Here is a 14,676-nt window from a genome sequence, read left to right as displayed (position 1 = left end):
CGGAGTATTCTTCTTGTTAAAAAAAGGTGTGGTCGAGTTGTTTATTTCAACTACGGTCACACCTTATATTTGGGTTTAATTATATTCAACTGAATTTATTATTGTATTAACATTGTCACCCCATTTAATTTTGAATTCTGGCGGTATTAGTGATCCACACTCTCTAGTAAATGTGTCTATATCAACTGTATAATTAGTTTTTAACGTACCGTCTTCCCACACTTTTCCTAATACATATAACTTACTTGGCGGATTACTTGACGATGCAACATCAATCATTTTAGCTGATAAATTTCCTTTTACACACATCTTTGAGGAAGAGAAAATATTTAAGTTATTATCAATGGTTGCGATCTTATAATTAATATCAGTTGTCGGAGCATCTGTACCTCCAACATACACAAAAGAATTATTCGCTAGCTCCAAATTTTGGTCAACATCCAATGTTTTATTTACTAGTATTTTTGATGTTCCACTTATTTTTACATTTTGCATGAATTTAGCATCACCTTTTGTTTCGATAATAACATTGGCAGCGCTATTCATGTTTTTGTTATTAGTAAATGCACCATCAGAATGGATTTTAACATTCGTTATATTATTTTCGTTACCATTTCCATCAAAAGTTAGTGTACCTGTAGTGAAAATTGTTTGGTTATCGTTTATATTATTATTACCTGAAAAATCTCCATTACCGTTTATATATACCTCATTACAAGCTAACGTGGTACATCCTGATGTGAGTTTAACCGTCTCGAATGTTGGCAACACGTAATTGTTATTGGTATCCAGTGTTGCTAGATTAATGATAGAAGCAAAGTCGATGGTCATTTTTGTAATAAGGGTGGATTCTTTACCGTTATCGCTGCCTACAACATTGAAACTAATAATTACTTTACTCGAGCTCTGAACAGGGTCTGCAGTTACAACATAATTGCTCATACGATATGGTGCATTTGTAGGAGTGGCAATGGGTGTTCCTTGAAGTACTTCTGCCATTTTTTTAGCAGCTTCCTTTTTAAAGTCCTGAATTAGCGCTGGTCGATCCCTAATGTAATCACTTACCAATTGCTGTTTAGATTCAAAAGTTTTTTGAACATCAACCTGGTAATACGAAATCCCCGCTTCAGCTGCGGCAACCGAACGAGATTTCTTCTCTACAACCTGATTTTGTTTCACACTGCTAAAAGCTTGCCCCATGAAGGAGAGGAAAACAACCATAAAAACGGTTATGATTAATAATACCGTTACAAGTGCATATCCTCGTTCATTCTTCATTAAATTCTTCATTGATAATCAGCACCCTTCATTCGATAAAGAAAAGTATCTTGAGTTATGCTGTTTTGTGGATTGTTCTTATCACTTGCACTAATTTTTAAAGACACATCATTTGCGGTTTTATTTGGTTCCACTGTTTTTGGTCCCTGACCTAGCACTGCATTAATTTCAAGTATTTTAAAGCATATATTTGAATGATTAAATATTTGAGTTTGTTGAGGAGTAGAATTTAGATTTGTAACTTTGATTTCACAATTTTCACTTTTAAATTCGTACTTAATCATCGTTTGGTGAATCTTATTTAAGTTGGTGATTAAGAGATTGGTTTCTTGAATCATTGAGTTTTTTGAGATTGCTTTTTGCGAAAAATTATAGCCTTGAAAAAAAACACTCCAAGCAATAATACCTATAAAGGAAAGAATTGAAAGAGTAACAAGTACTTCAATTAGTGTTAAACCATTTTCTGTTCTCTTCATATATCTCATTTCCTATCTTTTAACATATCCGAATGTTTCACTAACGACATGTCTATTCTTTTTATCTAACAGTTGAACAACAATCGAATTGATACTTGATAATCTTGAACTTGTTTCAGGAAACCTATTAATTTTAATATTAACGTCGTAATTATCTTTAGTTGTTTCGAAATTATAATAGTTAACATCATAGGCGAACCTGCTATAAGCCACTTTCGGTTCTGTTGGTGTAAAACCAGTGACTTGATCCGTTTTAACCAGAAACCATTTCACATCACTCGATTCTTGCCAATTAACAAGAACTTCTTTAGCAATGTTAATGGCTTTCGCTTTATCTTGATTTTGATTATTCATTAGGCCCATTTGTGGGAAAAAACTCATAAAAGATAAAAAGATTATTGAGAGAAGAACAATGGATACAAGAACCTCTATAAGCGTAACACCTTTTTCATTTTGAATAAATTTCATTTCGATCAGTTCCTTAATGATAGCAAATTTGTACAAATAGAATTAAAAATATTTAGTAATTTCTACCCATAAATATTTTTCATCTTCTATTAAATGACTTAAAAGTATTATACAATATTTAGTAGGCGAATTTTGTCTGATTTTTATAGAAATCAATAAAAAACTTACTTTCTTGATGAAAAATGTAGTTTAATAGTATAAATAGACTATATAAAGAGGAGTGCATAAATGCAAATGATTTTATGGGCCAATAGTTCTATGATTGTTTTGATGTTAATAATATCCTTTTTACCTTTAGGTTACTCCTTTAAGGGGAAGTTCCTTTTAGTCTTAACTAGTTTTATCTTGTCACTTGGTGGACTTGCAGCTATTTCGATTTTACCGTTGTGGGAGATAACATTAATGCTTTTTGCTCTCATCTTTTTTGCATCTTACTTTATGAATAAACATATCGGGACATTAATTTTCAATGAAAATTCTGTCGTTGGTGAAGCTTTTGATGAGGAATTTGAGAATTACAAACCCGTTTACGAAATAGAAAGTCTAAAAGATGTTAATTTGGTGAAAATTGACGAAGAGTTAGCGTTACCTATTTCATCAAATATTAATAAAGAAAAAGATGCAGTGAGCGAATTAATTCCTTCTCCAGTAATGTCTGGTATTGAAGAAAAAACAGCTAATGAATCGGAAACAATCGGTGAGGATCTTTCATTTTTCTTAGAAAGAAATACAGAAGTAGAAGAATACGAGCAAAATAAAGATAACAACAAGGAAAACGACTATGTATTAGATATTGAGAGTTTACTGGAGATTGAAGAAAAAATGGTGCAAGAGGATTTGCTTGAAGAAATTCATGAACTTTCGCCTATCAAGGTAGAAAAGAAATTCCCTGTACAACTTGATGAGGAAGAAGAGCCAATAGATGACTCTCTATTCGATTTTCTTCTCGCGCAAAAAGAAGTAGCTTCAGAACGAGATGATATCCTAGATGAAATTGTACCGAAGGAAAAGGTTAGTTTACAAAAGTAACTAATAATAATTGTTAAATATAATAGATTTCATGTTGAAGTATAATGTGTGTGTTTGAAGGGAGGCAGATATTTTGGGCAAGAATCAGCAAATGATCAAATTGTTTGTTGTTTTACTTTTTTGTACGGCATTTATATTTAGTTTCTCCCATTATGGCGCTAAAGCATTTGAGAAAATAATAAATGCAGACGGGAAATTCTCTGATGGTACTGCGATCGGTGCATTAGATGTTTCAGGTAAGACTGAAGATGAAGCAAAAAGTTTGTTAGAGGAAAAGTACGTCTCTTGGCTTAAAGATACATCCATTGAACTGCAGTATGGGGAAAAAACAGTTCCCTTTGATTTAAACCAATTCCATCTTTATTCCGAGCAAACAGTCCATTCAATCAAGGGTGGAGAAAAAAATTCTGCTTTTATTACCATAGATAAATTACAAGTGGAAGAACAACTAGAGATTTTATTTCCTCAATTAAAAACAAGTGATTTTGACTTAGAAAAGCTTACGACTAACTTAAATTCAACAGCTGGACTATTCGAATCCCGTTCACAGACCTTAGACCTTCATCATGACTTCTTACTTGCAGGTCATATCAATAAGGATGCTGTCTTAAATACAGCAGTAATCACCATGAATGAAGTTCCGTTTGCTTTGCAAACTGTAATTGATAAAAACCCTAAAATTGAAATTTCAGAAGGATCGACTTTTTCACTTTTAGATTTTGCTGGAAAACAAAAAATTGAAGATCCGGATTCACTAAATGTGATTGCCACTGGAATTTATCAAGCGATCTTACCTTCAAATTTTAAAATTGTGGAAAGAAACATTGGCAGCTCTTTGCCGAATTATTCGAGTTTGGGATTCGAAGCTAAAGTTAATTTAACTAAAAAGGCCGATTTAGTGATAGCAAATCCAAATAAGGCGAAGTATATTCTTAAACTTACCTTAGAAAATAAACAATTGAAGGTTACTTTGACCGGAGAAAAGTTAATTTATAAATATCAAATAACCACAAAGGACGAACAAAAGTTAGTACCTAAAACAATCATTCAATATAGCCCTTTGCTTCTACCTGGAAAAACAAAGGTACAAACAAATGGTGAACAGGGTCAAATTATTAAGGTTTATCGGGAAGTCTATCAAGGAGGCCAATCCCTAAAGACCGAATTAGTATCTGAGGATTATTATCCCCCAACCTATCGGATTGAAATTCATGGTCTTGCTGGAAGCGTACAAAAAACTCCCCAAACTACTGATACATCTGGTAATCGGGTTGATAACAGTAACCAGATTGTCGATACAACCAGTCCTGATGCAAATCAAACGAAGACAACTTCAGATATTACCCAGCAGGAATCTACAGATAATGACCTCTGGGGAAAACCAAATGAACAACCAAAATAAAAGCAGGGATGTAAAATGAGGCAAGCACGAAAAAAACTTGGTGATTTGTTAATTGAAGAAGGACTGATTACTCCTGAGCAACTCCAGACCACTTTAGATGAAAAAGATGCTGCTCAAAAACTTGGAGATGCTCTTTTACAAAGAGGATATTTAACAGAACAGCAATTAGTTGAAGTCCTTGAGTATCAACTTGGAATTCCACATGTCGGCCTGTTTCACTATCCATTTGATACCAATCTTTTTTCACTTATCACAAAAGAAACAGCAAAAAGGAATCTAATCATTCCGTTAAAAAGGGATGGAAATAAACTTTTTGTAGCGATGGCAAATCCAATGGACTTTATCGTGATTGACGATTTACGTTTGTCGACAGGTTTTCATATTGAGCCCGCCATTGCTACGAAGGCTGATATTCTCCGTACCATTAATAAATATTATGATGTTGATGATGGACTCGATGAATTACTAGACGAACTTCCACTTAATGATCGGGACAGAAATGAGGATGTAACCGATCAAAATTCACCGATTGTTCGTTTGGTTAATCAAATTTTGATCAATGCTGTCATTCAGAGAGCTAGTGATATTCATATCGATCCACAAGAGACAAAGGTAGTTGTCCGTTACCGAGTGGATGGTGTCTTACGGAATGAACGAATCCTTCCACGTAACATGCAAAGCGTATTAACCGCTAGAATTAAAATCATGTCTAATCTTGATATCACTGAGCATAGAGTACCTCAGGATGGACGAATAAAGCTGAATCTCGACTTTCATCCTGTTGATCTCCGTGTTTCAACGCTACCAACTGTTTACGGTGAGAAGATCGTTATGCGTCTCTTAGACATGGGATCGACTTTAAATGATTTAAGCAAACTTGGTTTCAATTCCTTAAATATGAAGAGATTCTCTGAGATGATTGAAAAGCCAACAGGTATTGTCCTCATTACGGGTCCAACAGGGTCAGGAAAATCTTCGACCTTATATGCAGCGCTAAATAGGCTTAACAGTGAAGCAGTTAACATAATTACGGTTGAGGATCCAGTTGAATATCAATTGGAAGGGATCAATCAAATTCAGGTAAACCCGAATGTTGGCATGACCTTTGCAGCCGGACTTAGATCGATTCTTCGTCAAGACCCGAACATTATCATGGTTGGAGAAATCCGTGATAAAGAAACAGCTGAGGTCGCGATACGTGCATCGTTAACGGGTCACTTAGTTTTAAGTACCCTTCATACAAATGATTCAATCGGGACAGTTACCCGGCTGATTGATATGGGGGTAGAACCATTTTTACTAGCTTCATCTTTAAGCGGTATTGTTGCTCAGCGCCTTGTCCGAAAAGTATGTCGGGATTGTGCGGAGACTCAAGAACCATCAAAGCGTGAGATTGAGATTTTTGCCAAGCGTGGGATGAAGATTGACAAAATCACACGAGGAAAAGGGTGTTCATCCTGCAGTATGACAGGCTATAAGGGCAGGCTTGCTCTTCAAGAAGTGTTGGTCATAAATGACGAGATGAGCCGGGCAATGATGAACGGCGAATCGTTTCAAAAGATGAAGGAATTGGCTAATAAAAATAAAACCATCTTTTTACTTGATGATGGCTTACTAAAAGTAAAACAAGGTTTAACTACGACCGAGGAAGTATTAAAAGTAGCAATTCTGGAGTAGGAGAGCATTAAAATGAAAGAAAAAATTGACGCAATATTACGAGCTTCAATTGAATATAAAGCATCTGATGTTCATTTAACCGTCGGTGTTCCTCCTGTCATGCGGATCAATGGTGACTTAAGAAGGTATGGAACCGAGAAATTATTCCCTGTTGATACAGAAGGTATGGCAAAAGCAATTATTCCAGAGCATTTGTGGGATTTATTTATTGAAAAAGGTGAACTTGATTTCTCCTATGGTGTACCAGGCAGTTCTCGTTTCCGTGTCAACGCCTACCATCAACGGAAAAGCGTGTCAATTGCGCTAAGGGTAGTTGCTTCAAAGGTTCCATCGATTGAGGAATTAAACTTGCCAGATATTGTTTCAAAATTGGTCGAAAAACCCCAAGGCCTTATACTTGTTACAGGACCAACAGGAAGCGGGAAATCAACTACCTTAGCTTCGATGATTGATTACATGAACAGAACGATGAGGAAACATATTATTACCTTAGAAGATCCAATTGAATATCTTCATCGACATGGAAATTCAATTATTGATCAGCGTGAAGTCGGCTTTGACACAAATAACTACGCAAGTGGTTTAAAGGCTGCCCTTCGTCAAGACCCTGATGTCATTCTTGTAGGGGAAATGCGGGACTTAGAAACCATGTCGATCGCAATTACAGCAGCAGAAACGGGGCACCTTGTCTTAGGAACACTTCATACGTCTAGTGCACCAACAACAATAAATCGGATTATCGATGTGTTCCCGTCAGAACAACAGTCTCAAATCCGAATTCAATTAGCGTCTGTCTTAGTAGGGGTAATTTCGCAACGGTTATTCCCTACTAGTGATAAAAAGGGTAGAAAAGCAGCCACTGAAATATTGGTCAACAATGCTGCAATTGCCAACCTGATTAGAAATGAAAAGGTACACCAAATTCAAAGCACGATGCAAACCTCCCGAGCCCAAGGGATGCATACACTTGAAATGAGTATTAAGGACCTTCTTGAGCGTAACCTAATTCAAAAAGAAGCGGCATCACAGTACTTACATGAAAAGATGATGATGAATGGCTAGATTTAAATACGCTGGACGTGATCGAAAAGGAAAACGGCAGGGCACCGTGAACGCAGCTTCCAAGCGAGAAGCGATGGAAAAGCTGAAAGAAGAGGGAATTAGGGTAATTGAAATGACCCAAGTGCCAGAGACTCTAATGACAAAGGATCTAACAATTGGAACTCCAGTGAAACTTCAGGATTTTGTTATTTACTTAAGACAATTTTCGACTTTAATTAAGGCTGGCGTAACTGTTGTCGATGCAACAGCCATCTTAGCTTTACAAACCGAGAGCAAAGCCTTAAAGAAAGCTTTACTAGATGTGGAACAGGAGATGCGGGAAGGTAATCCTCTTTCAGAAGCTGTGGCTAAACACAAGAAAATATTTAATCAAATGTTTATTAACCTAGTTAAAGCAGGAGAAATCAGCGGGAATTTAGACGAAACGCTTGATCGTTTGGCTGAGCATTTTGAAAAACAACACTACACACGGCAAAAAATAGTTTCCGCTCTTTCCTATCCGATAGCAGTTGGAATTATCGCTATCATTGTAGTAATTTTCTTACTTGTTGCCGTTGTACCAACATTTGTTTCGATGTTTGACGATATGGGCGGGGAACTGCCCGCAATTACAAAATTCGTCCTATCAGCAAGTGGCTTTATGCAGTCGTTTTGGTGGATTGTAATACTGATGATTTTTGCCATTGTCTTTTTAGTTACGTATCTTAAAAAAAATAACCAAACAAAATATTATTTTGATTTTTTTATATTGAAGATGCCGATATTTGGTAATTTACTACAAAAAGCAGCGCTTGCTCGAATGATGAGAACACTCAGCTCATTGTTCTCAAGCTCCGTTCCAATTCTACAAGCAATGTCCATTGTTGAGAAAGTAGTCGAAAATGAAGTCCTAGCAAAGGTCATTCGAGAGTCACGTGATTCACTAGAGAAAGGTCGTTCCATGACGGATCCGATGCAAAGACACTGGGCCTTTCCGCCTTTAGTTACTCAAATGATTGCTATCGGGGAGGAAACGGGAGCACTTGACGCGATGCTATCAAAAATTGCAGAATTCTATGAAAAAGAAGTAGAGAATGGTACAGATCGGTTAAAATCGTTAATCGAACCAATTATGATAGTTTTTTTGGCAGGTTTAGTTGGGACTATAGTCACGTCTATCATGGTTCCAATGTTTAGCATGTTCGACCAATTTCAACAGATGAATCAATAGTATGACAAGAAAACAAAAATATTGAGGATATTGGACAAAATACCAAAAAATTCTTTTCTTTCCTTTGTCAATTAATGTATACTACAAGAGACAATATTACTAGGTTCATAGAACCATATAGGGAGATGAAATTAATGTTTCAAATTTTAAAAAATAAGTTTAAAGATCAAAAAGGTTTTACATTAATCGAATTACTTGCAGTTATCGTTATTTTAGGGATTATCGCTGCAATTGCAGTTCCGTCAATTTTAAGTATAATTGACCATTCAAAACAAGATGCTCACATTGCAAATGCTCAACAAATTGCTAATTCAGCTAAAATTTACGTTGCTGATGAAAAGAAAGACATTTCAGCATTAATATCTTTCCCAGTTCAAGAATTGATTAGTAATGGATATTTAGAAGATATAAAGGACCCGAGTGGTAAAAATTATAACCTTGATAATTCAAAAGTGTCAGTTGAAAGGGTAGAGCTAAAAGATAGTAGCAATAACAATGCATCTTTTAATCCTAAAAAGTATAAAAATGTATATAAAATTTACCTAGTTTCACAAGGAGATTCTCCTACAGACTATATTGGAGCCACTAATAGTTATAAAGATGTATCTACACTTGTGAGAGGCGATGTAACACTAAAATAATGTTAGTAGAATTTTTTTTAATAATCTATGGCATAATTTTAGGTTCATTTTTTAACGTCGTAGGAATTAGAATTCCATTAAAACAATCTATTGTAAAACCGCGCTCTTCTTGTCCAGCATGCGGTCATCAATTGAAACCATATGAACTTATTCCGGTAATTTCATACTTGCTACAAAGGGGAAAATGCCGCGGCTGTCAGTCGCGGATTTCTCCAATCTATCCATTTTTTGAATTGCTTACTGGATTACTGTTTATGACTGCACCATTAGTTATTGGATGGTCAGGAGAATTAGTAGTTGCACTAACACTAATCTCCTTGTTTATGATTATCGTTGTTTCAGATATTCACTATATGCTTATCCCTGATAAAATTTTGATCTGGTTTGCAGGGATTTTTTTATTGGAACGGATCATTTGGCCGCTAAACCCATGGTGGGACAGTATTCTCGGTGCAGTCACAGGTTTCATCCTCCTTTTACTCATTGCTGTCGTTAGCAATGGTGGGATGGGTGGGGGGGACGTTAAACTCTATGCCTTACTTGGATTGGTATTAGGGTTTAAACTAGTACTTTTGTCCTTCTTTCTTTCCACATTGTTCGGTGCTGTTATTGGCGGTTTGGCATTACTTTTTAGGATTGTCAAAAGACGACAGCCTATTCCATTTGGACCATTTATTGCTGCCGGAACATTAACAGCGTATTATTGGGGATCGGATTTAATTAATTTGTATCTACATTTCCTTAATCAAGTATTTTAACTAAGGGGTTTTTTATATGGCTTTTTCCCTGTTTACATCTAAAAACCGAATAATTAATCTCGTTTTGAATGATCATTCGATTCGTCTGCTTGAATTAAAACAGGCGAATCCACCTGCTGCTCAAAGATGGTGCGAACGCTTCCTCCCACCAGGCATTATAAGTGATGGGAAAATTACTGATATCGATTCCTTGGCAAATATTTTAGAAGAGTGTATTGGAGAATGGAAGATTCAAAGACGTAAAGTTCGCTTTTTAGTACCAGACCCGCTCGTAATCATCCGGAAAGTTTCGATTCCTGCTGAAATTCAGGAAGATGAAATTCAGGGCTACCTGTATTTAGAACTTGGTTCGAGTATCCACTTACCGTTTGAAGAACCGGTCTTTGATTTTTATTCATTAGAAAGTAATGGCAAAACAAGGGATTTACTTTTATTTGTAGCACCGGAGCAGCAGGTAATGGAGTATGTAAATTTACTTTCTAAACTAAAGCTTAACCCGATTGCTGCAGATATTTCTCCGCTTGCACTGTACCGCTTGTATCATCAACTTGATCAAACTAGTACAAATGAAGTCCTTTTCTCTGTTCAATTTGATTTGACGAGTGTCAATTTATCTATATTTGAACAAAATGTTCCCCTTGTTATGCGTCAATTTGCTATCCCATTTAATGTTGATCTATGGGATGTAAAGGTTGACAGGGCTGGCAAATTGGCATTTAAGTATACAGGTAATACAGAAGAGTTAGGGATTCAATTTGAGGATATTTTTAGAGAAATTAATAAGTTAAGCGACTTTTACCGCTATACACTTAACAATGAAAAAAGTGATATCACCAAGTTTTTATTGAACGGTGACCATCCAATGCTTACAGTGATCTATGATGAAATGAAAGAGCGATTTGACGTCCCTGTCGATATGATTTCTCTCGAACCCGGAAAGAAAGATAGTCTGCCTCCTAGTCTATTACTACCTTTAGGTCTCGCGTTAAAAGGGGTGCAATAATGTTAGTAGAAATTAACCTGCTTCCCCAAAAGGAACCGAAAAAAATCGGCTTTATTATAACTTTATCGTGTTTAGTTGCCTTATTGTTACTTACTGGCGCCTATTACATTTGGCAAACCCATACTGCTAAGAGTAATATTGCGTCTTTAGATAGACAAATCTCGATGACAAAAAAGATTGCTGAAAAAGAAAATAAAAGTACAGAAACAGCTGATGCTACTAGCTCTGTTAGCCAATTAAAGAGTGCAATTGACTGGGCCAACGATTATCCGATTCAGACCATTCCTGTCATGCGCCATCTGACTTCATTATTACCTGAGCGTGGCTTTATCCAGAGCTTTGCCTATACAGAAGCTGGGACAATCTCGTTAACCGTTCAATTTGATAGTGCTAGAGAAGCTGCGTACTTTTTAGATAATCTAAATGAATCAAAATGGATCGAGGAAGCAAGCTTAAGCTCACTAGCAGCAGCCTCAATCACAGAATCGGCAGGTAATAATGCTAGTGCAACAACGTCGACTAGCCAAACAAATGCAACCAATTCAACGACTCAAACAACGAACCAAACCAACACAGCTAATTCGGACCAAACGATTACTAACCAAAGTTCAACTCCAAATACGAATAGTCAAACGAATTCAGCTGCAGGAACAACTGGAACTGGTGTTCAAACCAATACGTCGAACACGACAGCAACTACAGGTACTGTCAACAATTCAACCACGACTTCAACTAGTAGCGAAAGTAAAATGGTAAGCGATAATATACTTCCTCGCTATACAGGTCAGTTTGAAATAAAACTCGATAAAGAAGTGGTTAAAAAGAATATTAAAAAGAGCAACAAGAATGAGGAAGGAGTGACTGGTTCATGAAGCTCCGTTTCTCAAAAAGACAAAGCCTAATAATTGGGATCGTAACTCTTTTAGTAGTCTTATTCCTTGTTTATGCTCAGTTCTTTCAACTCTCACCTTTAAAATCAGATTTAGCGAACAAGCAGCAGTCGCTTGAGTCCGAACAAAAGCTGTTGGAAATCGTTAGTCAGAAAAAGGCTGAAGATACGAAAAAAACGACTGTAGATACGCGGGAATTACAGAAGAAATTACCTGTCAAGCCGTTACAGGAACAATTGATCTTAGACTTAGAAAAGGCAGAAAACCTTTCAAAAAGTAAAATTAGTTCGATGGGTTTTTCAAAAGACGCGGATGTAAATACTACCGCTGACCAAGCAACTGCCGAAAATGCAAATGGTCAACAAACTACAACGAATCAAGCTGATACTAGTCAAGCCACTGCCAATCAGGACACAGCGGCACAACAAACCGCTTCTGCCCAAATTGCGGGTTTGAAGAAGCTTACCGTTTCGTTGAGTGTGGAATCACCAAGCTATGAAGATTTAGAGAAGTTTATTGATACATTAGAATCTTTAAACCGCATTGTCGTGGTTGAATCGATAAGTTATTCAGGCGGGCAAGAGATCACCAGTTTAGAACAAGAAGATGAGCCATTATCCTATAGTCTGACAATTTCTGCCTTCTACATGCCGAGTTTAACAGACTTAGCCGCAGAGCTTCCAAAAATTGATGCACCCGCACCAGCTGGTAAAAACAATCCACTAAGTCAGTTTTCTGCCACGACCGGGGCGCAGCCATAATTAACACCATCGTAAACTGTAAATAATTTGGCGAAAGTCTACGATAACAAGACGACAAAAGTCTTGTTATTTTTTTTTGCCTTTATGATAGGATGGAACAAATTACCCGTGGTAGAGAGAGGAGTACGGTTTAGTGGACAAGCCTAATAAAGGCAATACAATCAAGATCAAATTAAATGGAGAAAACCCGCCCCATCTGGATGTTCCTCCAAAAGAAGTCGAAGCCAGCATCGACCCCATTCCTAAAGTGATAAAAATAAATTCGAATCTCTCAGAATCGGATAACTTAATGGAGACAGCGGCAGCACAAGAGTCTGTCGACGAAAGTTTTGATTGGATTATTCCTGAATCCTCCGAAAATGACATAGAGGAGTTTAAAATTGTACCAAGTCAAGGTGGCAAAAAATCTGCCCTTCCCAAAATAACAACCTTTTCATCCAGTTCATCTAATTCAAAAAAGAAAAATGGCCGGCCGTTAGGAACCATTTTAATTTCTGCCGTCTTCGCCATCCTTATCGGAACCACGATCGGGGTTGTGATGCTAAAGTTAGTGATAACTACTCCAACTGACAAGACTGTTGTAACCGAACCTACAGTAGTCACTGACAAGCCTGCTAGCACCACTGAAACCAAAACTACGGAGGGCAAGAACTCGTCAGCAGCTATATCCCAAGTAACAGCTTACGTCATTCAGGGCGGAGTTTTTTCATCGGAAGCTGGTGCCAAGGAGACATCTTCTAATTTAGACTCGAAAGGCATACCATCCCAAACCGTTGAAATGGATGGCAAGTACTTTTTATTCCTTGGTGTTGCGGATTCCATCGAAGCGGCTAAAGAACTTGGGGCTCAATATAAAGAAAATGGAATTGAGGATGTGTTTGCCAAGCCGCTGTTATTAGATGAACAGAAGTTTACCGGTGTTAGTGAAAAAGAAAAAACCTTTTTAAAAGCTGTACCGACCATGTATCAAACGTTATCTCTTACATCTTCGACTGCTCTCCTGACCAAGTCGCTTTCTGAGGATTCCAGCAAGGCCCTCCTAGAGATTGAAGAACAATTAAAGAGTAGTGTTAAAAACAAAAAGTTAAAAGATCTAAAAGCAGAATTAGTTAGTGCGAACGAGAAGCTAAAGGCATTTCAAGAATCAAAATCCGAAAGGAATCTTAGTGATGCCCAACAGCACTTACTAAACTTCATGTCGTTGTATTTTTCAAAGTAATCAATATCTGACAAAGCTCGATATTTTCCGGGAAATAAGGCCTATCGAATCTGGATAGGCCTTTTTATATGTCATAAAAAGAATTATTCTGCATAATTTTACAAATTCCATCAAAATTTTTTTCGTATAAAAATTGTTTGCTACTACAATTTCTGATACGATTGAATTGTATCTCCCTAATACGTACCAAAAGGTAAGGTGATCGAATGCAGAACCTCATTTTAGCCTCTTCTTCTCCACGGCGAAAAGAACTTCTAGAAACTCTCCGTTTAACATTCGCGATTTCAAGTAGTGAAGTTGATGAAAGTTTTGACCCAGCTCTCTCTCCTAAAGAAGTAGTGATGGAGTTAGCCGACCGAAAGGCCCAGGCGGTTTTTAAAGAAAACCAGAACGCCTTTGTGATTGGCTCGGACACAATAGTTGTGGCGGATAATCAAATTTTAGGAAAGCCTGCAGATGAAGCAGAAGCATTTACGATGTTAAAAAGCTTGTCAGGAAAGCAGCATGATGTCTTTACTGGAGTTTCGATTGTGTCTCCAACAGGTACAACAACGTTTTATGAAAGAACAGAAGTTTGGTTTTGGGAGTTAACTGACGACTCAATACGGGCGTATGTAAAAAGTGGTGAACCGCTTGATAAAGCAGGTGCATATGGCATTCAGCAGCTCGGAAGTATGCTTGTCAAAAAAATAAATGGAGACTATTTTGCGGTTGTCGGTCTGCCTGTTTCAAGAACAATAAGAGAATTGAAAAAGGCTGGCTACCAGTTGCCGTATTAAACTTTTTTAGTTCATTAACTCCC

General features: G+C 36.9%; 15 protein-coding genes. 12 read left to right on the top strand and 3 right to left on the bottom strand.

Annotated elements, in window-relative coordinates; translation table 11 throughout:
- Window positions 1–75: 75 nt before the first annotated feature.
- The 3 genes from ACSU6B_RS07020 to ACSU6B_RS07010 are packed head-to-tail and all read right to left on the bottom strand — an operon-like array spanning window position 76 to window position 2,222.
- Window positions 76–1,290 (bottom strand): hypothetical protein, encoded by a 1,215-nt coding sequence (locus tag ACSU6B_RS07020; RefSeq protein WP_410883890.1) that lies wholly within the window; start codon window positions 1,288–1,290, stop codon window positions 76–78.
- The gene (locus ACSU6B_RS07015; RefSeq protein WP_215000874.1) at window positions 1,287–1,754 is read right to left on the bottom strand and encodes a PulJ/GspJ family protein; all 468 of its coding nucleotides are present in this window, start codon (window positions 1,752–1,754) and stop codon (window positions 1,287–1,289) included. The genes ACSU6B_RS07020 and ACSU6B_RS07015 overlap by 4 nt, the downstream gene beginning before the upstream one ends.
- A gap of 12 nt (window positions 1,755–1,766) precedes the next feature.
- Window positions 1,767–2,222 (bottom strand): type IV pilus modification PilV family protein, encoded by a 456-nt coding sequence (locus ACSU6B_RS07010; protein ID WP_410883888.1) that lies wholly within the window; start codon window positions 2,220–2,222, stop codon window positions 1,767–1,769.
- Between the two features lie 228 nt (window positions 2,223–2,450).
- Between ACSU6B_RS07010 and ACSU6B_RS07005 the strand changes: the two genes are divergently transcribed.
- From ACSU6B_RS07005 to ACSU6B_RS06950, 12 genes are all read left to right on the top strand, one after another.
- Window positions 2,451–3,251: a hypothetical protein gene (locus ACSU6B_RS07005; RefSeq protein ID WP_410883886.1), complete on the top strand. Its 801-nt coding sequence runs from the start codon at window positions 2,451–2,453 to the stop codon at window positions 3,249–3,251.
- A gap of 73 nt (window positions 3,252–3,324) precedes the next feature.
- Complete coding sequence (locus ACSU6B_RS07000) at window positions 3,325–4,653, top strand: G5 domain-containing protein (RefSeq protein ID WP_410883884.1); 1,329 nt, start codon at window positions 3,325–3,327, stop codon at window positions 4,651–4,653.
- A gap of 15 nt (window positions 4,654–4,668) precedes the next feature.
- Complete coding sequence (locus tag ACSU6B_RS06995; protein ID WP_410883882.1) at window positions 4,669–6,330, top strand: GspE/PulE family protein; 1,662 nt, start codon at window positions 4,669–4,671, stop codon at window positions 6,328–6,330.
- 12 nt (window positions 6,331–6,342) lie between these two features.
- Window positions 6,343–7,392, top strand: a complete 1,050-nt coding sequence (locus ACSU6B_RS06990) for a type IV pilus twitching motility protein PilT (protein WP_410883880.1) — start codon at window positions 6,343–6,345, stop codon at window positions 7,390–7,392.
- Window positions 7,385–8,602, top strand: coding sequence for a type II secretion system F family protein (locus ACSU6B_RS06985; RefSeq protein WP_410883878.1), 1,218 nt, complete (start codon window positions 7,385–7,387; stop codon window positions 8,600–8,602). Before ACSU6B_RS06990 ends, ACSU6B_RS06985 begins: the two co-directional genes overlap by 8 nt.
- 134 nt (window positions 8,603–8,736) lie before the next feature.
- Window positions 8,737–9,243 carry a type II secretion system protein gene (locus ACSU6B_RS06980; RefSeq protein ID WP_410883876.1) on the top strand — a complete coding sequence of 169 codons (507 nt, stop codon included), beginning with the start codon at window positions 8,737–8,739 and terminating at the stop codon, window positions 9,241–9,243.
- The gene (locus tag ACSU6B_RS06975; protein WP_410883874.1) at window positions 9,243–10,001 is read left to right on the top strand and encodes a prepilin peptidase; all 759 of its coding nucleotides are present in this window, start codon (window positions 9,243–9,245) and stop codon (window positions 9,999–10,001) included. Before ACSU6B_RS06980 ends, ACSU6B_RS06975 begins: the two co-directional genes overlap by 1 nt.
- Window positions 10,002–10,017: 16 nt before the next feature.
- Complete coding sequence (gene pilM, locus ACSU6B_RS06970; protein WP_410883872.1) at window positions 10,018–11,004, top strand: type IV pilus biogenesis protein PilM; 987 nt, start codon at window positions 10,018–10,020, stop codon at window positions 11,002–11,004.
- The gene (locus ACSU6B_RS06965; protein WP_410883870.1) at window positions 11,004–11,876 is read left to right on the top strand and encodes a PilN domain-containing protein; all 873 of its coding nucleotides are present in this window, start codon (window positions 11,004–11,006) and stop codon (window positions 11,874–11,876) included. The genes pilM and ACSU6B_RS06965 overlap by 1 nt, the downstream gene beginning before the upstream one ends.
- Window positions 11,873–12,655 carry a pilus assembly protein PilO gene (locus ACSU6B_RS06960; RefSeq protein ID WP_410883868.1) on the top strand — a complete coding sequence of 261 codons (783 nt, stop codon included), beginning with the start codon at window positions 11,873–11,875 and terminating at the stop codon, window positions 12,653–12,655. Before ACSU6B_RS06965 ends, ACSU6B_RS06960 begins: the two co-directional genes overlap by 4 nt.
- Window positions 12,656–12,788: 133 nt before the next feature.
- Complete coding sequence (locus ACSU6B_RS06955) at window positions 12,789–13,874, top strand: SPOR domain-containing protein (RefSeq protein WP_410883865.1); 1,086 nt, start codon at window positions 12,789–12,791, stop codon at window positions 13,872–13,874.
- A 206-nt stretch (window positions 13,875–14,080) separates the two neighbouring features.
- Window positions 14,081–14,653 carry a Maf family protein gene (locus ACSU6B_RS06950; RefSeq protein ID WP_088089149.1) on the top strand — a complete coding sequence of 191 codons (573 nt, stop codon included), beginning with the start codon at window positions 14,081–14,083 and terminating at the stop codon, window positions 14,651–14,653.
- Window positions 14,654–14,676 lie beyond the last annotated feature (23 nt).

The sequence above is a fragment of the Neobacillus sp. C211 genome (genome assembly GCF_051842875.1).
Lineage (GTDB): Bacteria > Bacillota > Bacilli > Bacillales > Cytobacillaceae > Neobacillus.
The sequence above is the reverse complement of the archived record's forward strand: the minus strand, read 5'-3'. Positions and strand labels throughout refer to the sequence as shown.